Annotated in this window: 9 protein-coding genes; 5 read left to right on the forward strand and 4 right to left on the reverse strand. The window is 72.5% G+C overall.

Annotated elements, in window-relative coordinates; translation table 11 throughout:
* Positions 1 to 24: 24 nt before the first annotated feature.
* From AB0J16_RS09530 to AB0J16_RS09540, 3 genes are read right to left on the reverse strand one after another with little or no spacing between them, the layout of a single operon-like run.
* Positions 25 to 1,179, reverse strand: a complete 1,155-nt coding sequence (locus tag AB0J16_RS09530) for a cysteine desulfurase family protein (protein ID WP_358536506.1) — start codon at positions 1,177 to 1,179, stop codon at positions 25 to 27.
* A 39-nt stretch (positions 1,180 to 1,218) separates the two neighbouring features.
* Complete coding sequence (locus tag AB0J16_RS09535) at positions 1,219 to 2,103, reverse strand: LPD16 domain-containing protein (RefSeq protein ID WP_358536510.1); 885 nt, start codon at positions 2,101 to 2,103, stop codon at positions 1,219 to 1,221.
* A gap of 21 nt (positions 2,104 to 2,124) precedes the next feature.
* The gene (locus AB0J16_RS09540; RefSeq protein ID WP_358536513.1) at positions 2,125 to 3,855 is read right to left on the reverse strand and encodes a condensation domain-containing protein; all 1,731 of its coding nucleotides are present in this window, start codon (positions 3,853 to 3,855) and stop codon (positions 2,125 to 2,127) included.
* A gap of 273 nt (positions 3,856 to 4,128) precedes the next feature.
* Between AB0J16_RS09540 and AB0J16_RS09545 the strand changes: the two genes are divergently transcribed.
* From AB0J16_RS09545 to AB0J16_RS09555, 3 genes are read left to right on the forward strand one after another with little or no spacing between them, the layout of a single operon-like run.
* A complete protein-coding gene (locus AB0J16_RS09545; RefSeq protein ID WP_358536514.1) occupies positions 4,129 to 4,368 on the forward strand; it encodes a phosphopantetheine-binding protein in 240 nt (79 codons plus the stop codon).
* Between the two features lie 9 nt (positions 4,369 to 4,377).
* The gene (locus AB0J16_RS09550; RefSeq protein WP_358536517.1) at positions 4,378 to 5,967 is read left to right on the forward strand and encodes an acyl-CoA ligase (AMP-forming), exosortase A system-associated; all 1,590 of its coding nucleotides are present in this window, start codon (positions 4,378 to 4,380) and stop codon (positions 5,965 to 5,967) included.
* The gene (locus AB0J16_RS09555) at positions 5,964 to 7,187 is read left to right on the forward strand and encodes a pyridoxal-dependent decarboxylase, exosortase A system-associated (RefSeq protein WP_358536518.1); all 1,224 of its coding nucleotides are present in this window, start codon (positions 5,964 to 5,966) and stop codon (positions 7,185 to 7,187) included. The genes AB0J16_RS09550 and AB0J16_RS09555 overlap by 4 nt, the downstream gene beginning before the upstream one ends.
* 118 nt (positions 7,188 to 7,305) lie before the next feature.
* Here AB0J16_RS09555 and AB0J16_RS09560 read toward each other — a convergent pair whose 3' ends face one another.
* Positions 7,306 to 8,679 carry a condensation domain-containing protein gene (locus AB0J16_RS09560; protein WP_358536520.1) on the reverse strand — a complete coding sequence of 458 codons (1,374 nt, stop codon included), beginning with the start codon at positions 8,677 to 8,679 and terminating at the stop codon, positions 7,306 to 7,308.
* Between the two features lie 444 nt (positions 8,680 to 9,123).
* Between AB0J16_RS09560 and AB0J16_RS09565 the strand changes: the two genes are divergently transcribed.
* Together AB0J16_RS09565 and AB0J16_RS09570 are read left to right on the forward strand one after the other, a co-directional pair.
* On the forward strand, positions 9,124 to 17,760 hold the full coding sequence (locus tag AB0J16_RS09565) for an SDR family NAD(P)-dependent oxidoreductase (protein ID WP_358536522.1): 8,637 nt from the start codon (positions 9,124 to 9,126) through the stop codon (positions 17,758 to 17,760).
* Positions 17,750 to 23,284: a type I polyketide synthase gene (locus AB0J16_RS09570; protein ID WP_358536523.1), complete on the forward strand. Its 5,535-nt coding sequence runs from the start codon at positions 17,750 to 17,752 to the stop codon at positions 23,282 to 23,284. The genes AB0J16_RS09565 and AB0J16_RS09570 overlap by 11 nt, the downstream gene beginning before the upstream one ends.
* The last annotated feature ends 14 nt before the right edge of the window (positions 23,285 to 23,298 follow it).

Genomic DNA, 23,298 nt, shown 5'->3' on the forward strand with positions numbered 1-23,298 from the left:
CCCCGGCGGGCCCGCTGCCGTACGTCATGTGGCCTGCATCGCGACCGACACCTCGGCCAGGTCCAGGGCCCGCTCGCAGACCAACTCGACACCCCGCAGCAGCTCGTCGAACGCCATGCGCGGGTCGAGGCACATCCGGATGGAGCTGTTCGCGTCCTCGGCGCTCACCCCGATCGCCGTCAGGACGTGTGACGGCTCCTGGGAGTCGGAGTTGCACGCGGACCCGGTGGACACGGCCACGGTACGCAGGCTGGAGACCAGGCTCTCCCCCCGGACCCCGGGCAGCACCAGGTTGAGCACATGAGGCACTCCGTTGAGCGGATCGCCGTTGATCCGTACACCCGGGAGCCGGGTGGTGAGCAGTTCGAGGGCCGCCTCGCGCAGTCGTACGGCCCGCATCCAGTCGTCGTCCAGCCGCCGCAGCGCCAGCTCGCACGCCTTGCCCAGCCCGACCACGAGGTGCGTCGGGATGGTCCCGCTGCGCAGCTCGTACTGGCCGCCGCCGTACGTGATCGGCCGCAGGCGTACGCCGGGCCGCACGTACAGCGCGCCGATGCCCTTCGGGCCGCGTACCTTGTGCCCGGAGATCGACAGCGTGTCCACCCCGGCCTCGACCACGTCGATCGGGATCCGGCCGGCCGCCTGGGCGGCGTCCACGTGCAGCAGGCAGCCGACCTCGTGGCAGAGCGCGGCCAGCTCCGACATCGGCTGGATGGTGCCGATCTCGCTGTTGACCAGGGCGGCGGTGGCGACGCGGGAGCGGACGTCGAGCTGCTCGGCCATTCGGGTCAGGTCGATCAGCCCGTCCTGGCGTACCGCCATCGTGCGGGTCTCGATGCCCCGCCCGGCCAGTGCCCGGCCGATGGACAGCGCGGACTTGTGGTCGGTCGGGCAGAACAGCGCGTTGACGGGCGCGCGCTCCTCATGGGCGAACATGCCCAGCAGCGCGATGTTGTTGCTCTCGGTCGCGCCGGAGGTGAAGACGATGCCGCGCGGGTCGGCGCCCAGGAGCTCGGCCACGGACACGGCGGCGAGGTCCACCGCGCGGCGGGCCCGCTTGCCGAGGACGTGCGGCGAGGACGGGTTGCCGAAGTCCTCTCTCAGGTACGGCAGCATCGCGTCGACCACTTCGTCGTCCACGCGGGTGGTGGCGCAGTTGTCCAGATAAATGATCTTCATGGGCGGCCCGTCACTTTCGGTGGTCCGTCTCGCGCCGCGTCAGCTCCTGAACGTGCTGACCGTCACGAGCTTCGAGTAGATCTCGTCCGTGGACATCTCCCCGCTCCCGCCGGGGTCGGCGATGATCACCAGCATGTCCGACAGGCGGTAGAGCTCCAGGGCGATGTCGACGCCCGTCTGGACGGGTGCGAGACACTCGCCAGGCGCGAAGATGACGATCGCCCGGTACCCGGCGTTGTGCACCTCCGAGATCATCTCGGTGATCTCGCCGGCGCATCCGGTGATGCCGCAGCTGATCAGCGTGCGGTAGTTGCCCTCGTCGTCGAGGAAGGCCACCTCGGTGTCCTTCGTGCCCGACTCGAGGTAGCGCTTCTCCAGCCGCCCCTGCTTGACGAACCGGTCGGCGGCCTTCTGGAAGCGGTACTTGAGCCAGGTCTCGGGGAAGGCCAGCGGGTGCTTGCGGCTCGCCAGCACGCGGTCAGGGCCGAACCCGGCCTCGCCCAGGATCCGCTCATACTCCGCGGGCAGCCCGGTGAAGCGCTCGAAGAACTCCGCCCGCAGCTCGCTCGCCGGGCGGCCCGACGTGGGGACGTACTGCCAGTCGTTGACCAGCAGGAGCAGCCGCGCGTCGGCGCAGGTCGGCGCGTACGACTTGAGGAGGTCTGCCGACAGCCGCCAGCTGTACTCCGGGAAGATCCCCACCCGGCCGGCGATCCGGCGCCGCATCACCTCGGACTCCTGCGCCCCGATGACGCCGGGAACGAGCTTTCCCTCGTCCTCGAAAAGCATGAAATGGCCGCCCATGACGACCAGGTTCTCTATGTCGGAGGCGGCCAGCTCACGGTCTATCAGCCGGCGCAGCTCCTCTTCGGAGCCGACGAGCTGGTGGCTCTTGGATACTCGGGCGGCGAGCGCGTCTGTCATGGTGGACCACTCCAGGGTGGGTCAGGGCTGGGTGAGTACGTGCCTCGGAGACTCGATGACGGCTTCCGGGGTGATCTCGGGGGTCAGCTTGCGGGCCAGCGCCCGCAGCGACTGGGGGCCGGTCAGGTGGTGGACGGAGGCGCCCGCCCATCCGTGGGCCGCCAGCAGGGCCAGGACCCGCGGGATCCGCAGGGCCCGGCCGCCGGCGAGCGTGTAGCTGTCGGACAGGTCCACCTCGCCGAGCCCATTCACCTGCCGGACCACCTCGGCGAGCGCCTGCTCGGCCTCAGGGGCGAACGTCGGTCGGCGTTCGGGAGCGGTTGTGCTGTGGGGCGCCGGTGCGCTGAAATCGGCGAGGCGCGTAACGTCGCTGATCCGAAGATCGCCTCCGGTGAGCAGGACGGTCTCGTAGCCGCGCAGGAAGCGTTCCATGTCACCGGCTCCCATGATCGAGGACCGGGCGTGGAAGCCGACGACGACCGCGTCACGCCACTCGTCGATCCTGAAGTACGTGTCCATCTCCTCGTACGCCCAGGCCGTCGGCACCGTCTTCCACGCGAACGTGGTGCGCCGCGCCCGCGCCTCGCTGGAGCGCTGCTTGATGAAGTTGACCTCCGACCCGAGGCATACCGGCCGGCCACGCCGCGATCCCTCGCGCGACACCAGCTCCACGACCTCGTCGTAGGGCGCGGACGAGTGCGTCCGGGCGAGCTCGAAACGCTCGGCCACCCGGCGCAGCAGTTCCGCGAACGTCGGGTCGTCGTGGCAGTCGACGGTCACCAGCATCGGCGCGAACATGCACGTCATCACGCCCGCGTACGGGCCGGGCTCGCGGTTGCCGGAGAACGACAGGTGCGCGACCGTCCCGAGGCCGGTGTAGGCGGCCATCATGACGGTGTACGCGGTCACGTGGACCAGCGACGGCCACACCTGGTCCGCGGCGGCGATCCGCCGCACGGCGTCGAGCAGCGAAGGAGACGTCAACGTCGCACTCCTGGCCACCGGCTCGGACGTCAGCGGCTCGCGGCCGGACGTCAGGGGCGTGCCGTTGGGCGTTATCGGTCTGCCGTCGAGCGCGACCGGCTCGCGGTCGGGGGGCGTCGGGGCGCGTCGGGCGGCGAACGGGTCGGCTGGGAGGCGGGCGATCTCCGTGCCCCAGTACGCCAGGGAGCGGGCCGCCACGGCGGTGGCCTCGGCCGACGACTCGTGCCGGGCCAGGTCCGACGGCTGGTTGCGGACCGGTTCCAGTGCGGCCGGTCGCCGGGAGCTGAAGCCGGCGCACTGGACGGTGAGCTCGCGCTTGATCTCCCGTACTGTCCACGCGTCCACGGCCAGATGGTTGAGCACCAGGACGATCTGCTTGGGAGTGCCGCCCATGGTGATGACGCAGGCGCGGATCGGCCAGTCGGCGTCGAGACGGAAGTCGGTGGTGCCGAGCCGTTCGACGATCTCGGCGGGGCCAGGGGTGCCATCGCGTTCGGTGGTCACCAGGAGGATCGGCAGCGCGGCCGGCGGGTGCACCTGCTGGCGCGGCTCCGGCCCGGGATCGAGGTGGTACGTGGTCCGCAGCGACTCGTGGCGGCGCGTCAGGTAGTTGATCGCCGCGCGGCAGTTCGCCACCGTGACGTCGTGCGGGATGGCGAGCCGCAGCACGATGTGCGTGTCATGCCGTTCGCCCGGCGGCAGCCGGTGGTATTTCAGCCACATGTAACGCTGGCCCCAGCACAGATTCGCGTTCTTCGCGGCGGACAACTCAGCCTCCCCATGTGCGCCGGTAGCCGGTTAATGTGCTTCATAATCTGCGCCGGTCAGGGGTGCGACAACCGGGCGCCGATGACCGGCTCCGGAAGGCGATTACCTGCCAATGGCTCTGGCCGCTTTTCGAGAATGGCGGTCTTGACGCGTCGTCGCGCATTCGGCCAAGCTCGGAGCGAACAGCATGGAGCGGCTCGGCTTTCGGCCTGAGGTGGCGCGGTGACTATGTTGGAAATACCACCCGAGTTTCAGAATATTCTGCGTTCGCATTTGCCGTACGCGGACGCGGGCGACTTCTCCGCGTCCGACGAGCTGGCGGGCCTCGGGCTCGACTCGATGGGCGTCGTGCGGTTGCTGGCCGACATCGAGGACCGCTACGACATCGAGCTGCCCGACGACCTCCTCAACGAGGAGACGTTCGACACCGTCGGCTCGCTGTGGCAGGCCCTATTCGCGCTGATTAACCCCCAAGGAACCGTCGGTGACGAGCGAGCGCCGTTACGAGTGTGAGGATCGCCGATGCTGACGCGAGTCGACGACGTGGTGCGGTGCGGCGACCCTGACCGCCCCGCCGTGACGTACCAGGACGAAACGCTCAGCTACGGCGAGCTGGCCCACCGCGTCGGCCGCGCCGCGAGCGGGCTGCGCCGCCTCGGGCTGCGCCGGGGTGAGCGGGTCGTCGTCTACCTGGAGAAGCGGATCGAGACCGTCGTCGCCATGCTCGCCGTGTCCGCGGCCGGCGGGGTGTTCGTCCCGGTCAATCCGCTGTTCAAGCCGCAGCAGGTGGGCTACGTGGCCGCCGACTGCGGGGCGGTCGCGGTGGTCACCTCGGTCGAGCGGCACCGCTTGGTCGGCGCCCGGCTCCAGGAGGTGGAGTCGCTGCGCCACCTGATCCTCATTGGCGACCGGCCGCGCGTCCCGGAGCCGCGCCCGATCACGACCTGGTCCCAGCTGTGCGCCTCCGACGACGAGGTACCGGCTCCGGAGCGGGCGGGCGCCGCTGAAGAGGGACCGGCTCCTGAGGAGGCGATCGACGCCGACGTGGCGGCGATCCTCTACACCTCGGGCAGCACCGGCAACCCCAAGGGCGTCGTCCTGTCGCACCGCAACCTGCTCGCCGGCGCCCGCAGCGTCGCCCACTACCTCGGCCACACCCGCGACGACGTGGTGCTCGGCGTGCTCCCCCTGAGCTTCGACACCGGCTTCAGCCAGCTCACCACCTCCTTCATCGCGGGCGCGCACGTCGTACTGATGAACTACCTGGTGCCCGGCGCGGTCGTCCGCCTGTGCGCGCGGCACGGCGTCACCGGGCTGACCTGCGTACCGCCGCTGTGGCTGCAGCTCGCCGCGCAGACCTGGCCGGAGGCGGCCACTCGGCGCCTGCGCTACTTCGCCAACACCGGCGGGCGCCTGCCCAAGCCCGCGCTGGACTCGCTGCGGGCGACGTTCCCGCAGGCCAGGCCGTACCTCATGTACGGGCTGACGGAGGCGTTCCGCTCCACCTACCTCGACCCCGAGCAGGTCGACCGCAGGCCCGACTCGATCGGGAAGGCGATTCCCAACGCGGAGATCCTCGTCGTACGCCCGGACGGCGCCGTGTGCGAGCCCGGCGAGAAGGGGGAGATCGTGCACCGTGGCGCGCTCGTGGCGCTCGGCTACTGGAACGACCCCGAACGCACCGCCGAACGGTTCCGCCCCTACCCGCCGGGCGGCAGCCCGTGGGGGAGCGAGCTCGCGGTCTGGTCGGGCGACGTCGCCTACCGCGACGACGAGGGATTCATCTACTTCGTGGGACGTACCGACGAGATGATCAAGACTTCCGGATACCGGGTCAGCCCCAGCGAGATCGAGGAGGCGGCCTACGCCACCGGGCTGGTGGGCGAGGCGGTGGCGTTCGGCGTCGCCGACGACACGCTCGGCCAGCAGGTGGTGCTCGTCGTCAGCGGGCCGAGCGGCGCGTCGTGCGACACCGAGACGCTGGTCAAGGCGCTCGAACGCGACCTGCCGCGCTACATGGTCCCGCGCCGGGTGGTGGTGCGCGACCGGCTGCCGAGATCGGGCAACGGCAAGTTCGACCGTACGGAGCTGCGCAGGTCGGTGACCTGGTGACCGCCATCCCGAGCGGCTGGTACGGCAGGTACGACAGCCAGCTCACCGTGGGCGGTATCCCTGTGGAGCGGCTGGCCGCCCGCGTGGGGAGCACGCCGTTCTTCGCCTATGACCGGGAGCTGGTCAACCGGCGGGTGGCCTCGGTGCGTGCGGCCCTGCCCGAGGATGTCGAGCTCAGCTACGCGGTCAAGGCCAATCCGATGCCGGCCCTGCTCCAGCACATGAGCGGCCTGGTCGACGGCTTCGACGTGGCCTCCGCGCAGGAGATGCGGCACGCCCTCGACACTCCGACGCCCGGCTCGCGGATCGGCTTCGCCGGGCCCGGCAAGTCCATGGCCGAGCTGACGCAGGCGGTCGCCGCCGGCGTCACCGTCGAGCTGGAGTCCGAGCTGGAGGTGGAACGGGTCCGGTCGGCGAGTGCCGCCGTGGGCGTGCCCGCGCGGGTCGCGTTGCGCGTCAACCCCGACTTCGCGATCCGCGGGTCCGGCCTGCGGCTGGGTGGGGGGCCGCAGCAGTTCGGCATCGACGCGGAGCGGATCCCCGCCGTCCTGGCCGGGCTGACCGGCGACGACCTCGATTTCCAGGGCTTCCACGTGTTCGCCGGGTCGCAGAACCTGCGGGTCGACAACATCTGCGAGGCGCAGCGCCGTACCGTCGAGCTGATTCTCGGGTTCGCGGACGCGGCGCCCGGGCCCGTGCGCTATGTCAACATCGGCGGCGGCTTCGGCATCCCGTACGCGCTGCGCGACCGGCCCCTCGACCTCGGCCCGATCGGCGACAACCTGGCGCGGCTGGTCGACGAGCTGGTCCGGCCCCGGCTGCCGCAGGCGCGGCTCGTCGTCGAGCTAGGGCGCTATCTGGTCGGCGAGGCGGGCGTGTACGTCACGCGCGTGGTGGATCGCAAGGAGTCGCGCGGCAAGGTGTTCGTCGTCGTGGACGGCGGCCTGCACCACCAGCTCGCCGCCTCGGGCAACTTTGGCCAGGTCATTAGGCGCAACTATCCGATCGCGGTGGGGAACCGGATGGACGACCCGCCCGAGGAGCCCGTGACGGTGGTCGGCTGCCTGTGCACCCCGCTCGATCTGCTGGGGGACGACGTCTCGCTGCCGAAGGTGGGGGTGGGGGATCTGATCGTGCTGTTCCAGGCCGGTGCGTACGGGCTGACAGCGAGCCCCACCGCGTTCCTGAGCCACCCGGCGCCGGTCGAGGTGCTGGTCTGAACCCGGAATGAAGGCAGGCCCGCAGTGCCTACTGCGGGCCTTTTCGCGGATGCTTTGTCGCTGCGGGCGGATCCGTGGGCCGGCGCGGCGGGGGCTGTCGCGCCGGCCCACGGACGTTCTAGTGCGGTGGCGCCGGTACCTCAGAGGGGAACAGTGACGGCGGCAGGCCCTCGCTCCTGGCGCTCCACAGGTCCTTCAGGCACGTGTCCGGGTCGGTCGCCGCGAGCTGTACGCCGAGCGCCATCGCCCGCAGGATGTCGGTCGCGGCCTCGGGCGGGATGATCGTCGGATCCGCCAGCAGCATGACACTGGTGAGACCGCCCTGGACCGCCACCCGCACCCGGAACGCCTGGCCGTACTGCTGAGCCAAGGGCGTCCAGACCAGCTCGGCGGGGGTCGGGTCGGCGGGGTTCAGCGGGGCGCGGTCGATCTGCATGTAGTTGAACCAGCTGCGGAACAGGTGGTTGAACCAGCAGTCGTGCCCCGGCTCCTGCCCGCTGTGCGTGGCCGCGTCGGCGGCCAGCGCGGCGACGCGGTCGAAGTCGTAGCAGGAGTAGCGGTACGTGCGAGCGCTCGCCCAGTGCCAGCGCTTGACGTGCTCGGCCAGCGTGGCGCCCGGATCGACGGTGGCGCTGACCGGGATGAGCTGGTTCATGGTGCCGACGACGTGCTGGTGCTCCTCGGCGAACCGGTTGGAGGCCATCAGGCTCATCGTGACCCGGTCGGTGTCGGTGTGCCGGGCCAGGCCGGCGGCGATGAAGGCCATCAGCACCGCGGGCGGTGTCACGCCGTGGCGCTTGGCGGCCTCGGCGGCGAGCCCGCTCAGGCGGCGTGAGTGCAGCGTGGCCTCGATCCGGTTCCGCTCGGCGCGGGCGGGGAGCGTGGGCAGCTCGTCCATCAGGCCGTCGGTGAGCACTCGCCGCCAGTAGCGTTCGGAGCTCTCCTGCTGGCCGCGCCACGACTCGTCGCGCTGCTGCTGGGCCAGCTCGCGCAGGGTGGGACCCATCTGCGCGTCGGCGTCCGGATCGACCACCAGGGCGCGGAACTGGTCCTGCAGATGATGGATCGACCACACGTCCACGATCAGATGGGAGAACGACAGCGCGAGGAAGACCGGGGCTCCGTCGGTCGTGACGAGCACACCGCGCCAGGGCAGCGCGTCGGTCATCGGGAACGGGACCGTGGCCAGCTGCTCCTTCGTCCGCTCAGGGTCGCCGCGGTCGGTGACCGCGCGGTCCACGTGCTCGACCGGCGGCGTCACCGTTCGGTGGACGCGCTGCACGGGTTGCCCGTCTCGTACGTGGTAGGTGGTGCGCAGGCATTCGTGCCGGTCGACGAGCCGCCGCAACGCCGTCGTGACCCGGTCCAGGGGAAGGCCGCGCAGGTCCCAGGTCGTGGGCAGGTTGGCGTCCCGCATCCAGTCCTCGGGGTAGCGCTCCACTTCTCGCCAGCTCCATAGCTGGCCATTGCTCAGGGGGGCGTCGACGGGCATGTGGTCTCCTCGTGAGCTGTTCGGCGGGCGGACCGCTGACAGTGGCCCCGCTGACGGCCCTCCATCGCACCGGGCCCCTGGAACGCGCTCCGTAAAAGCCTTTATCAAATTTGGCTCGGCAGAACTCTCAGGCCAATGTCGCTACCTGTCCCACACAGGATGCGAACCGCCTACACCTATGTCAACGCGCCCGCGCTGACAGCTTCTGCCGGAAACAATGTGCCAGCCCGCGACCGTGGTTCGGAAAGGGCGCGGCGATTAGGGTCACAGCAACTATTCAAAGCGATCGTCTTTATGGAAACCGGCACTGTCTTGTTGGTGATGCCCGAAGCTTGAGGTGGCGCATTGATGGTTGGTGAGTCGATTCAGCCAAACGGCATGACGGCCGGGGACACCGGCCGGTCGCGGACCGGTCGTGTTTCGTCCGCCGTGGAGCCTGTCGCCGTGGTCGGTGTTTCCTGCCGGCTTCCTCAGGCCGCCGATCCCGGACGGTTCTGGCAATTGCTGCGCGATGGCGTGGACGCCGTGACGGCCGTGCCCGAGGGCCGGTGGCCGGACGGGTCGGACGCCTTGTACCGGCGTGGTGGCTTCCTCTCCGACGTGGACCGCTTCGACGCCGCCTTCTTCGGGATCTCGCCGAACGAGGCCGCCGCCATGGACCCCCAGCAGCGCCTCGTGCTGGAGCTAGCCTGGGAGGCGCTGGAGAGCGCGCGCGTGGTGCCGTCCCGGCTGAGCGGGAGCGGCGCCGGGGTGTTCCTGGGGGCGATCTCCAACGACTACGCCGCGCTGCAGGACCGGGTGGGGGCCGATGGCCTCGGGCGACACGCCTACACCGGGGCGAACCGCGCGATCATCGCCAACCGCGTCTCCTACTTCCTCGGTCTGCGGGGGCCCAGCCTGACGCTCGACGCCGGGCAGTCCTCGTCGCTGCTGGCCGTACAGATGGCCTGCGAGAGCCTGCGGCGCGGCGAGACCGGGCTGGCACTCGCGGGCGGCGTGAACCTCAACCTGCTGGCCGAGACCACCGCCGCCATCGGCAACTTCGGCGCGCTGTCGCCGGACGGCCGCTGCTACGTCTTCGACGGCCGGGCCAACGGCTACGTACGCGGAGAGGGCGGGGCGCTCGTCGTACTCAAGCCGCTGTCCGCGGCGCTCGCCGACGGCGACCCCATCCGGTGCGTGATCCTCGGCGGCGCCGTCAACAACGACGGCGGCGGCGACGGGCTCACCGTGCCGAGCCGGCGGGCGCAGGAGGAAGTCATCCGGCTGGCCTGCGAGCGCGCCGGCGTCGAGCCGGGCGACGTCCAGTACGTCGAGCTGCACGGCACCGGCACGAAGGTCGGCGACCCGATCGAGGCCGCCGCCCTCGGCGCCGCCTACGGCCCCGACCATGCGGATGGGGAGTCGCCGCTGCTGGTCGGGTCGGTGAAGACCAACATCGGCCACCTCGAAGGCGCCGCCGGGATCGCCGGACTGGTCAAGGTCGTACTGAGCCTGGAGCAGCGCGAACTGCCGCCCAGCCTGAACTTCGAGACGGCCAACCCGGACATTCCGCTGGACGAGCTGGGGCTGGAGGTCGTACGCGACACCCGTCCCTGGCCGCGCGCCGACCGGCCGCTCGTCGCGGGCGTCAGCTCGTTCGGCATGGGCGGCACGAACTGCCACCTGGTGCTCGGGGAGGCACCGCGGAGCGAGTACGGCGTCCGGTCGGCGAGCGAGGACACGCCTTGGGTGCTGTCGGCACGCTCAGCCCGAGCCCTCAGCGCCCAGGCCGAGCGGCTGCTCGCCCACGTCGGCCCGCCGGTCGGCTCGCATGCCGACTCGCACGTCGGCCTCCATGCCGGTGCCGAGCCTGGGGTTGTGGCGCTGGCGTTGTTGCGGAGCCGGACCGTGTTCGAGCACCGGGCGGTGCTTCTGGGCGCCGACCGGCAGGCGGGGTTGGCAGCGCTGGCGGCCGGGCGACCGGACGAGTCCGTGGTCACGGGGTCGGTGGTCACCGGGTCCGTGTCTGGTGGTCGCCGGGTGTTCGTTTTTCCGGGGCAGGGGTCGCAGTGGCCGGAAATGGCTCGTGACCTGCTCGCCGGTTCGCCGGTGTTCGCCGCGCATGCCGAAGCGTGCGCGGGAGCGCTCGAACCGTTCGTCGACTACGCGCTGCTCGACGTGCTGCGCGGAACACCGGGCGCGCCCGGTCTCGACCGGGTCGACGTGGTGCAACCCGCGCTGTGGGCCGTCATGGTGTCGCTCGCCGGCCTGTGGCGCTCGTACGGCGTCGAACCCGAGATGGTGATCGGCCACTCGCAGGGCGAGATCGCGGCCGCCACCGTCGTCGGCGCGCTGTCCATGCCCGACGCGGCCAGGGTCGTGGCCCTGCGCAGCCGTGCCATCGCCGGGATCGCCGGACGCGGCGGGATGATGTCGATCGCCGCCCCCTTGGACGTGGTCGAGTCGGCGATCCGCTCGCTGACGGGGGACGTGTCCATCGCCGCCTACAACGGGCCCCGATCCGTGGTCGTCTCCGGGCGGCTTGAGGCGCTCGACGACCTGGGGCGGCGGCTCACCGACGACGGCTACCGCACCAGGATCATCCCGGTCGACTACGCCTCACACTCGGCCGAGGTCGAGGAGATCCGCGACGAGGTGCTGGCGGCGCTGGCACCCGTACGACCGGTGAGCGCCGGGACCCTGTTCATCTCGACGCTCACCGGCGAGCCGATCGACACGGCCGAACTCGACGCCGGCTACTGGTATCGCAGTCTCCGGCAGCCGGTCAGGTTCGCGCAGGCGACCCGGCGGGCGCTCGACCACCAGGGCGGCCTGTTCGTGGAGTGCAGCCCGCATCCGGTGCTGGGGGCCGGGATCGAGGAGACGGCCGAGGAAACGGACCGTGAGGCCGCGGTCATCGGGACGCTGCGGCGGGGTGAGGGCGGGCTGACGCGGTTCCGGCGCTCGCTCGCCGAGGCGTACACGCGAGGGGCCGAGGTCGACTGGACCGGACCCGAATCGGTGGCGGGGGCGGAGCTGGTAGCGCTGCCGACGTACGCGTTCCAGCGCGAACGCCACTGGCCGTCGTTCCCCGCCGCCCGGCGCTCGACGGCGCAGACGGTCCCCGCAGACGGCGGGGTTGGCGGGGGTGCCGCTGCGGTCGGCGGCGCCAGCGGCCATGAACCAGCTGCGGTTGGCGGCGCTAACGGTCACGGCCCCGGGTCGGTGGGTGGCGGGCTTTCGCGGCGTGAGGTGCGTGAGCTGGTGCTGACCCTCCTGGCCGGGCTGCTCGGGTACGAGGACGCGGCCGGTGTGGAGCCGGGCAGGACGTTCAAGGACCTCGGGCTCGAATCGGCCACGGCGGAGGACCTCAGGCACCGGCTGCGGAACGCGACCGGGCTCCGGCTGCCGACCAGCCTGCTGTTCGACCACCCGACCCCCGATCTGCTGATCGCCCACCTGCGGACGCTCCTCGACGACGGCGGATCCGCAGCGTCGGCCGCCGCCCACCAGAGCGACCCCGCCAATCTCATGCCTGCCGACGACCCCGACGCGATCGCCATCGTGGCCATGGGATGCCGGTACCCCGGTGGAGCCGACTCGCCCGAGGAGCTGTGGCGGCTCGTCAGCACCGGCACCGACGCGATCACCGAGTTCCCCGTCAACCGAGGCTGGGACCTGGACGCGTTGTTCGCGGCCGGGTCCGACCGGTCGGGCACCAGCGACACCAGGTACGGCGGTTTCCTGCACGACGCCGACCGGTTCGACGCCGCGTTCTTCGGCATCAGCCCGCGTGAGGCCACCGCCATGGACCCCCAGCAGCGGCTGCTCATGGAGGTCAGCTGGGAGGCCGTTGAGCGGGCCGGGCTCGACCCGGCGGGGCTGCGCGGGTCGGCCACCGGTGTGTTCGTGGGCGCCATGGCCTCCGACTATGGTCCCCGGCTGCACCAGGCCACCGGGACGGTCGATGGGCACCTGCTGACGGGCACCGCGCTCAGTGTCGCGTCCGGGCGGATCGCGTACGCGCTGGGCCTGCGCGGGCCCGCCATCACCGCCGACACGGCCTGCTCCTCGTCGCTGGTGGCGATCTTCCTGGCGATGCAGGCGCTGCGGCGCGGTGAGTGCTCGCTGGCCTTGGCCGGCGGTGCGACCGTGATGTCCAGCCCGGGGATCTTCGTCGAGTTCAGCCGCCAGTCGGGGCTGGCTCCCGACGGCCGGTGCAAGGCGTTCGCGGCGGGCGCGGACGGTACGGGCTGGGGCGAGGGCGCCGGGATGCTGCTGCTGGAGCGGCTGTCCGACGCGCGTCGCCTGGGACACCCGGTGCTCGCCGTGATCCGGGGCGGCGCGGTGAACCAGGACGGCGCCAGCAACGGCCTCACCGCACCGAACGGCCAGGCCCAGCAAGAGGTGATCCGGCAGGCGCTGGCCGACGCCGGGCTCGCCGCCGCCGAGGTGGACGCTGTGGAGGCGCACGGCACCGGCACCCGGCTCGGCGACCCGATCGAGGCCGAGTCGATCATCGCCGCGTACGGCGCGGACCGCGACCCCGGACGGCCCGTCTGGCTGGGCTCCCTCAAGTCGAACATCGGCCACACGCAGGCCGCGGCCGGAGTCGGCGGCGTCATCAAGATGGTGATGGCGATGCGGCACGGGACGCTGCCGCGCACGCTGCACGCCGACGAGGCCACCCCGCACGTGGACTGGACCGGTGGCGCGGTACGCCTCCTCACCGAGCCCGTCGAACTGCCCGACGACCGGCCGACCCGGGCCGCGGTCTCCAGCTTCGGAATCAGCGGCACGAACGCCCACCTGATCCTGGAGCAGGCCCCCAAGACGGGGTACGCGGTCCCCGAGACGGCGCATGCGGCCCCCGAAACCGGGCGTGCGACCCCCGAGACGGCATACGCGGCCCCTGAGACGGCGCGCGCGCAAGCCGAGACGGCTGAGGCGCCGCTGGTGTGGGCGTTGTCCGCGAAATCGGCCGCCGCGCTCAAAGCGCACGCCGCGCGCCTGCGCGACTACGCCACCGACGCTCCCCAAGACGACCTGGCCGCCGCCGGACACCTGCTGGCCCGCCGGGCCTGGTTCGCGCACCGCGCGGTGGTGGTGGCCGCGGACCGGGACGAGCTGGTGGCGGCCCTGGCGGCGTTGGCCGCGAGTGAGTCGCACGCGGCGGTGACCAGCGGCACGGCGCTGCCGGACGTCCGGCCGGTGTTCGTCTTCCCCGGACAGGGCTCGCAGTGGACGGGCATGGCGGTCGATCTCCTGGACTCCAGTGAGGTGTTCCGCGAGTGGATGACCCGCTGCGATGCCGCGCTTGCCCCGTACACGGGCTGGTCTGTGGTGGCGGCTCTGCGTGCGGGTGAGTTGGTGGGCTCGGAGGTCATTCAGCCGGCGTTGTTCGCGGTGATGGTGTCGCTGGCGGAGGTGTGGCGGTCGCTGGGTGTGGATCCGGCGGCGGTGGTGGGGCACTCGCAGGGGGAGATCGCGGCGGCCTGTGTCGCCGGGGCGCTGACGCTCGACGACGCGGCGAAGGTGGTCGTGCTCCGCAGCCAGGCGCTCGTCAAGCTGGGCGGCACCGGCGGCATGCTCGCCGTCGCGCTGCCCGCCGATGAGGTCCGGTTGGAGCCGTGGGCGGACCGCCTGTGGGTGGCCGTGCGGAGCGGGCCGGCCAGCACGGTGGTCGCCGGGGACCTGGACGCGCTGGACGAGTTCGCGGCGGCGTGCGGTGAGACGGTTCGCGTGCGGAAGATCGGCATCGACTACGCCTCGCACACCCCGCACGTCGAGGTGCTGCGCGACGAACTGCTCGCCAGCCTGGCCGAGGTCGCGCCGCGGCCGACCGACGTGGCCTTCTGCTCGTCCATGGCCGCCGACTTCGTCGAGCCGACCGGGCTGGACGCCGACTACTGGTTCCGCAGTCTTCGCAATCCCGTACGTTTCGAGCAGGCGATCAAGGCATTCGCCGGAGACGGTGCCCCGCTGTTCATCGAGGTCAGCCCGCATCCCGTGCTGACCGGCCACATCCAGGACACCCTGTCGGTCACGGGTGCCCCCGGAGGCGCCACCGGGACGCTCCGCCGCGACGACGGCGGCTGGCGGCGCCTGCTGCTGGCGGCGGCCCAGGCGTACGTGTCGGGCGCCGACGTGGACTGGGCGGCCGTCGATCTTGCCGCCGCCACGCGGGCCGGACTCGTACTGGACCTCCCACGCCATCACGTGGACCTGCCGACCTACCCCTTCGAGCACACCAGGTACTGGATCAACGAGAGCCCTCGGGCCGGTGGGCCGCGGCACCCGATGCTCGACGCGGTCGTGCCCGTGGCGGGTGACGACGGGTTCCTGCTCACCGGGCGGCTGTCGCGCGGCGCGCTGCCGTGGCTGGCCGACCACGCCGTGGACGGCGGCGTACTGCTGCCTGGCACCGCGTTCGTCGAGCTGGCCCTGGAGGCCGCCGCGACGGCCGGGTGCGACGAGATCGAGGACCTGACGCTGGAGGCGCCGCTGCCGCTGCCCGAGACGGGCGCGGTCCAGGTGCAGCTCGCGGTCGGTGGCGCCGACGCCGAGGGCCGTCGCGACCTCACCGTGTACGGCAGGACGGCGGACGACGACGAGGCCCGATGGACCCGCCACGCCAGCGGCACCCTGACCGCAGGCGCGGTTGGCGCCGGTGAGCGGCTCGCCGACTGGCCGCCCGTGGACGGTGTCGAGATCGACCTGGGCGACGCTTACGAGCGGCTCGCGGAGCGCGGCTACGAGTACGGCCCCGCCTTCCAAGGGCTGCGCGGGGCCTGGCGCGTGGACGGTGACGCGTACGTCGAGGTGGCGCTGCCGGAGCCGGTCCGCACGGACGCGGGCCTGTTCACGCTCCACCCGGCCCTGCTGGACGCGGCGCTCCACCTGCTGGTGCTGGAGTCGGCCGAGGACAGCGGGGCGCTGCTGCTGCCGTTCGCGTGGAGCGGGGTGCGGGTGTCCGCGCTCGGCGCCGAGGTGTTGCGGGTACGGATCGCGGCCGGGGACGGCGACCGGGTCTCGCTCGACATCCATGACAGCGCGGGCGACCGCATCGCAGGGGTGGACGCGCTGACCCTGCGCCCGGTGCCGCGGCACGGGGCCGTCACGCGCGGCCCGTCCGACGCGGCCTCGTACACGCTCGACTGGATCGACCTCGCGGTGTCCGCGATGGACCCGGCCGAGCAGCGCTGGGCCGTGGTGGGGTACGACGAGTTCGCCGACGAGATCGGCGCGGCCGTGGACGCGCCGCGTTACTACGACCTCGCGTCCCTGACCGAGATGACCGTCGGGGAGATGCCGAGCACCGTCCTGGTGCCGTACCTGCCCGAGGCCGACGCCGACGACGTGCCCTACGGCGTGCGCGACGGCATCTATCAGGCGCTCGACCTGGTGCAGGGCTGGGTGGGGGATGAGCGGTTCGCCGGCTGCCGGATGGTGTTCGTGACCAAGGGCGTCTTCCGGCCCGGGGGAGCGGATGTGGCGGGCGTGGTGGCCGGGCCGGTGTGGGGGCTGGTGCGGTCGGCGCAGGCCGAGCATCCCGGGCGGTTCGTGCTGGTGGACGTCGACGCGGCCACCGTCGACTGGGGACTGGTGGCGGCGGCGGTCGCGGCGGGCGAGTCACAGCTGGTCGCACGGGATGGGAAGGTTCTCGTCCCGCGCCTGATCCGTCGTACGGCCGACGCCCCCGAGCTGTTCGACGCCGGTACGGGCACCGTCCTGGTGACCGGTGGCACCGGCAGTCTCGGCGCCTTGGTGGCGCACCGCCTGGTGGAGCGGCACGGCGCCAAGGACCTCCTGCTGGTCTCCCGTCGCGGCCCTGAGGTGAGCGGCGATCTGGTGGCCCGGCTGGAGGCGCTCGGCGCGCGGGTCACCGTGGCGGCGTGCGACGTGTCGGACCGCGACTCGCTCGCCGGGCTCCTGTCCGGACTCCCGGCCGAGCGGCCGCTGGTGGCCGTGGTGCACGCGGCGGGCGTACTCGACGACGCCACGGTGGAAGGGCTGTCGGCGCAGCGGCTCGACTCGGTGTTCGCCCCGAAGTCCGACGCCGCCTGGTACCTGCACGAGCTGGCCCCGGAGGTCCCGCTGGTGACGTTCTCCTCCGTGGCGGGCGTGATCGGCAACTCCGGCCAGGCCAACTACGCCGCCGCCAACGTCTTCCTCGACGTGCTCGCGGCACACCGGCGCGGCCTCGGCCTGCCCTCCGTGTCGGTGGCCTGGGGCCTGTGGGAGACCGCGGACAGCGGTATGACCGGAGCGCTGTCGGCGGCCGACACGGCCAGGCTGGCCCGGTCGGGCATCGCGCCGCTGACCGTCGAGCAGGGGCTGGAGCTCTTCGACAGCGCGATCACCGCCCCGGCCGAGCTGGTCGTCGCCGCCAGGTGGGACACCGCCGGGCTGCGCGCCAGGGCCGAGGCGGGCGAGCTGCCGCCCGTACTGCGCGGCCTGGTCCGTACGGCCCGCCGGACGGCAGCCGCCGCGAACGCCACGAGCGCCCCCACACGGGCGGGAGCGGCCGGCATGGCCGAGCGCCTGGCGAAGATGGCGGAGGCCGAGGCCCGCGTCCACCTGGCGGACATGGTCCGCTCGCACGTCGCGGCCGTCCTGGCGCATGGCAGCGCGGTCAACGTGGACATGGACCGGGCCTTCAACGAGCTCGGCTTCGACTCGCTGACCGCGGTCGAGCTGCGCAACCGGCTGAACAGCGACACCGGGCTCCGGCTGCCCGCGACCCTGGTCTTCGACCACCCCACGGTCACGGCGCTGGCCGAGTACCTCTTCCGTACCCTCGCCCCCGCCGCGCCGTCGCCCGAGGACACGCTGCGCGGTGCGGTCGAGCGGGTCGAGTCGATGCTGACCAGCGCGCACGGCGACGCCGAGGCCATCCGCGGCAAGCTCGTCGCCATCGCGCAGAGCGCCGTCACCAGGTTCGGTGCCGGGCTGATGACCAGGTTCGGCGCCGGGTCCAACGGTGCCGCGGAGAAGATCGATTCCGCCTCGGACGAGGAGATCTTCGCGTTGATCGACGACCAAACAATGACGTCTCCTCTGAGGTCCTCTCTGGAAAGGCCCGACCATGGCGACTGAGGAACAGCTGCGCAATTACCTGAAGAGGGTGACCGTCGAGCTCACGGAGACTCGGCAGCGCCTCACCGGGGTGGAAGACCGTCGCCACGAGCCCATAGCGATCGTCGGGATGGGGTGCCGGTTCCCCGGCGGGGTGGCGGGGCCCGAGGACCTGTGGGAGCTGGTGGCCTCCGGTGTGGACGCGATAGGTGACCTCCCCACGGACCGGGGCTGGGACGAGAACCTCTATGACCCCGACCCGGAGGCGCTCGGCAAGTCGTACACCCGGCAAGGCGGCTTCCTGCCCGACGCCGGCGACTTCGACGCGCCGTTCTTCGGGATGAGCCCGCGCGGCGCGCTGGCCACCGACCCGCAGCACCGGTTGTTCCTGCAGACCTGCTGGGAGGCGTTCGAGCGGGCGGGGATCGACCCGGCCACGCTGCGCGGCACCCAGACCGGCGTGTACGCGGGCAACATGTACAACGACTACTCCCTGCGCTACACCGGCGGTGCCGTGCCGGAGTCGGTCGAGGGCGTCCTGATGGTCTCCAGCGCCTCCAGCGTGCTGTCCGGCCGGGTCTCGTACACCTTCGGCCTGGAGGGCCCGGCGATCTCGGTCGACACGGCCTGCTCGTCGTCGCTGGTCGCGATGCACCTGGCGGTCCAGGCGCTGCGGCGCGGCGAGTGCGCGCTGGCCCTGGCGGGCGGCGTGACCGTGATGGCCACGGCGGACCCGTTCATCGAGTTCTCGCGGCAGCGCGCGCTGTCGCCGGACGGCCGGTGCAAGTCGTTCTCCTCATCGGCGGACGGCGCCGCCTGGTCGGAGGGCGCCGGCGTGCTGGTGCTGGAGCGGCTGTCGGACGCGCGGCGCAACGGCCGCCGGATCCTCGCGCTGATCCGCGGCTCGGCCGTCAACCAGGACGGCGCCAGCAACGGCCTCACCGCCCCGAACGGCCCCTCCCAGGAACGCGTCGTCCAGCAGGCACTGGCCGACGCCCGGCTGGACACGCGGGACGTCGACGCCGTCGAGGCGCACGGCACCGGCACCCGGCTCGGCGACCCCATCGAGGCCCAGGCGCTGCTGTCCACGTACGGCCGCAACCGCGCGGCCGACCGCCCGCTCTGGCTCGGCTCGGTCAAGTCGAACATCGGCCACACCCAGGCCGCCGCCGGCGTCGCCGGTGTGATCAAGATGGTGATGGCGATGCGGCACGGCGTGCTGCCGCCCACCCTGCACGTGGACGAGCCGACCCCGCACGTCGACTGGTCGGCCGGCGGTGTGGAGCTGCTGACCGAGGCCAGGGAGTGGGTACGCGGCGAGCATCCGCGCCGGTTCGGCGTCTCGTCCTTCGGCATCAGCGGTACGAACGCGCACCTCGTCATCGAGGAGGCCGAGGAGAGCCCGCGTACGGACCAGGAGCCGCCCGTCGTCAACGGCCCGCTCGCCTGGGTGATCAGCGCCCGCGGCGGCCGGTCGCTGCGCGCGCAGGCCGCCCGGCTGCATGAGCTCGTCACCTCGGCCGACGCCCCCGAGACGGTGGATGTGGCTCGGTCGCTGGTCACCGGCAGGTCGCTGTTCGAGCACCGCGTCGTCGTGGTCGGCGAGGACCGGGACGCCTTGGCCGCCCGGCTCGGCGACTTCCTGGCCGGCCACCCGGTGGCCGAGGTGGTCGAGGGAGCCGCCAGGGAGAAGCCCAAGCTCGCCTACCTGTTCACCGGCCAGGGCGGGCAGCGGATCGGCATGGGCCGCGAGCTGGCCGCCGCGTCACCGGTCTTCGCCGAAGCGCTCGCCGAGGTGTGGGCGGAGCTCGACGAGCACCTGGACCGGCCGCTGCGCGAGATCGTGTGGGCCGAGCCCGGCACGCCCGAGGCCGACCTGCTGAACGAGACCCGCTACACCCAGCCGGCGCTGTTCGCCTTCGAGGTGGCCGCCTTCCGGCTGCTCGCGGCGCTCGGCGTGACGCCCGACCACGTCGCAGGGCACTCGGTGGGCGAATACGCGGCCGCGTACGTCGCCGGGGTCTGGTCCTCGGCCGACGCCGCCCGGCTCATCACCGCGCGCGCCCGCCTGATGCAGGAGCTGGACGCGCCGGGCGCGATGGTCGCGATCGAGGCGACCGCCGAGGAGGTGGCGCCGACGCTGGCCGGACAGGAACACCTGGTGTCCGTCGCCGCCATCAACGGACCGGCCAGCGTCGTCGTGTCCGGCGCTGAGGAGCCGTGCCTGGCGGTCGCCGAACACTGGCGCGAACTCGGCCGTCGGACCAGGCGGCTGGCGGTCAGCCACGCCTTCCACTCGCCGCTGATGGAGCCGATGCTGGCGGACTTCGCCACCGAACTGGCGGGCGTGGAGTTCCACGAGCCGCGCATCCCGTACGCCCCCAACCTTCCCGACGGCTCCTGGGCCGAGCCCGGCTACTGGGTGGAGCAGATCCGGCGGGCCGTCATGTTCCAGGCCACGATCGGCCGGCTCGAAGCGGACGGTGTGGACACCTACCTGGAGGTCGGCCCGGCCTCGGTGCTCTCGGCCATGGCGCACGAGTGCGTCACCGAGGCGGACACCCCGATCCTCGCCCTGCACGGCAAGCGGCTCGCCGAGCCGGACGCGCTGATCGGTTGCCTGGCGCGGGCGTGGGTGGCGGGGGTGGCGGTCGACTGGTCCGCGCTGTTCGGCGGCGGGGCGCGGGTGGACCTGCCGACGTACGCGTTCGACCGGGAGCGGTACTGGCTCGCCCCGCCCGCGCGCGCCGCCGACGTCTCGTCGGCCGGGTTGCGCCAGGTCGGTCACCCGCTGCTGGGGGCGGCGGTCGACGTGGCCGACGACGGGGCGATGGTGCTCACCGGGCGGCTGTCGGTGGCCGACGCGCCCTGGCTGGCCGATCACGTGATGCTCGGGGCGGCCGTGCTGCCCGGCGCCGCGCTCGTTGACCTGGTGCTGGAGGCGGGCGGACAGCTCGGGTGCGACCTGGTTGAGGAGCTGATGTTCGAGGCGCCGCTGGTGCTGCCTGAGCGGGGCGGCGTGGCGGTACAGGTCGTCGTGGGGCGGCCCGAGGGCGGCGATTCCCGGTCTGTGCGGATTTACTCGCGTCCGGCTGATGAGCCGGAGGGCGCGTGGACCTGCCACGCGTCGGGCGTGCTCGGCGCGGACACCGCCCCCGGCGCGAGCGTGCTCGCCTGGGCGACGGCCTGGCCGCCTGCGGGCGCCTCGGCGGTCGCGGTCGAGGGCGCCTATGAGCGGCTGGCCGACGCGGGCTACGACTACGGGCCCGCCTTCCAGGGCGTACGGGCGGTGTGGCGCCAGGGCGATGAGTTGTTCGCCGAGGTGGCGCTGGCCGATGACGTGGACGTGGCCGGGTTCGGCCTGCACCCCGCGCTCTTCGACGCGATGTTCCACCCGATGCTGATCGCCGACCCGAGTGACGAGCTGCGGCTGCCGTTCGAGTTCCGGGGCGTGCGGCTGCCCGCCGCCGGGGCCAGGGCGCTCCGGCTGCGCCTGTCGCGGTCCGGCCCGGCCATCGAGGCCGCCGACGCCGCGGGCCGGCCGGTCTTCTCGATGGAGTCGCTGCGGGTCCGTACGGTGCCGGCGGCGGCGCTGTCCGGTACGACCGGTAGCCGCACGGACCCCGTGCCGCACGGCGTCGACTGGACCGAGGTCACGGTCGAGCCGGTCAATGACGGCGCCCGGTGGGTCTCGACCGGGGAACCGGTGCCGGGGCTGGACGCGTACCCGGATCTCGGCGCGTTCGGTGCCGGGCAGGCCCGTGCTGGGCAGGACGGGGCCGGTGCCGGGCAGGACGGGTTCGGTGGCGGGGAGCCGGTGCCGGATGTCGTGGTCGTCTCCCTCGCGGCGGCTCCCGGAGCGCCGGTGCCCGTCGCGGTGCGTGAGCTGACCGGGCGGGTGCTCGGGCTGGTGCGGCAGTGGGTGACCGAGGAGCGGTTCGCCGGCAGCAGGCTGGTGTTCGCGACCCACAGCGTCTTCGACCCCGCCGGTGGTGGGGCCGGGAGTGTGGTGGCCGCGGCGACTTGGGGGCTGGTGCGGTCGGCGCAGGCCGAGCATCCGGACCGGTTCGTACTGGCGGACGTGGAGGCGGGCTTCTCCGCCTGGAAGCTGGTGGCCGCCGCCGTCGCGGCGGGTGAGTCGCAGCTGGCCGTACGCGAGGGGAAGGTGCTCGTCCCGCGCCTGGCGCGCAGGGAGCCCGGCTCCGCCGCCCCGGACACGGGCCTTTCCCAGGGGACGGTGCTAGTTACCGGGGGGACGGGCGGTCTCGGTGCGCTGGTCGCGCGGCGGTTGGTGGAGCGGCACCGCGTGACGGACCTGCTGCTGGTCTCGCGGCGCGGACCCGAGGCGCCAGGGACGAGCGAGTTGGTGTCGAGCCTGACGGGCCTCGGAGCGCGGGTCGCCGTGGCCGCGTGTGACGTGTCGGATCGCGACGCTCTGGCCGTACTGCTGGCCTCGATCCCCGAGGACCGCCCGCTGACCGGCGTCGTACACACCGCGGGCGTGCTGGACGACGCGACGGTCGAGGGGCTGTCGGAGCGGAAGCTGGAGACGGTGTTCGCCCCGAAAGCGGACGCGGCGTGGCACCTGCACGAGCTGACCAGGGACGTCCCGCTGACCTCGTTCGTGCTGTTCTCGTCGCTGGCGGGTGTGCTGGGCAACGCCGGGCAGGCCAACTACGCGTCGGCGAACGTGTTCCTGGACGCCCTGGCGGCGCACCGGCGCGGGCTCGGACTGCCCGCCGTGTCCGTGGCCTGGGGGCTGTGGGACACCGGCTCGGGCATGGGCGGCACGCTCTCCGCGGCCGACACGGCCAGGCTGGCCCGCTCCGGCATCGCGCCGCTGAGTGTCGAGCAGGGGCTGGAGCTGTTCGACGGGGCGCTCGACGCGTCCGAGCCGCTGGTCGTCGCGACCAGATGGGAGGCGGCCGGGCTCCGTGCCAGGGCCGAGGCGGGCGACCTGCCGTCCATGCTGCGCGGCCTGGTCCGCGCGCCACGCAGGACGGCCGGCGCCGCATCGGGCGGGACGGGCGGAGCGGGCGGGCTGACGGAGCGGCTGGCCGGGCTGACCGAGGCCAACGCCCGGCGGCAGGTCACCGACCTGGTACGCGGGCACGTGGCCGCCGTCCTGGCGCACGGCAGCGCGGACGCCGTCGACGTGGACCGGGCCTTCAACGAGCTCGGCTTCGACTCGCTGACCGCCGTCGAGCTGCGCAACCGGCTCAACGCCGACACCGGGCTGCGGCTGCCCGCGACCCTGGTGTTCGACCACCCCACAGTCACCTCGCTGGCCGAACACCTCTACAAGACCCTCGCCCCCGCCGCGCCGTCGCCCGAGGACACGCTGCGCGACGCGCTCGAACGCGTCGAGAGCATGCTCACAAGCGCCAACGGCGAAGCCGAGGCCATCCGCGGCAAGCTCGTCACCATCCTGCAGAGCGCCCTGACCAGGCTCGGCGCCGGTCCGAACGGCGGTGACGGCGTGGTGGAGAAGATCGACTCCGCCTCCGACGAAGAGATCTTCGCACTGATCGACAACGCACTCTAGATCACCGGTACCTG

Source organism: Nonomuraea sp. NPDC049750 (genome assembly GCF_040659625.1).
Lineage (GTDB): Bacteria > Actinomycetota > Actinomycetes > Streptosporangiales > Streptosporangiaceae > Nonomuraea.

Excerpts from the sequence above, each read along its gene's own strand:
- AB0J16_RS09530 (WP_358536506.1), bottom strand. The coding sequence starts at position 1,179 with ATGAAGATCATTTATCTGGACAACTGCGCCACCACCCGCGTGGACGAC.
- AB0J16_RS09535 (WP_358536510.1), bottom strand. The coding sequence starts at position 2,103 with ATGACAGACGCGCTCGCCGCCCGAGTATCCAAGAGCCACCAGCTCGTC.
- AB0J16_RS09550 (WP_358536517.1), top strand. The coding sequence starts at position 4,378 with ATGCTGACGCGAGTCGACGACGTGGTGCGGTGCGGCGACCCTGACCGC.
- AB0J16_RS09560 (WP_358536520.1), bottom strand. The coding sequence starts at position 8,679 with ATGCCCGTCGACGCCCCCCTGAGCAATGGCCAGCTATGGAGCTGGCGA.
- AB0J16_RS09570 (WP_358536523.1), top strand. The coding sequence starts at position 17,750 with ATGGCGACTGAGGAACAGCTGCGCAATTACCTGAAGAGGGTGACCGTC.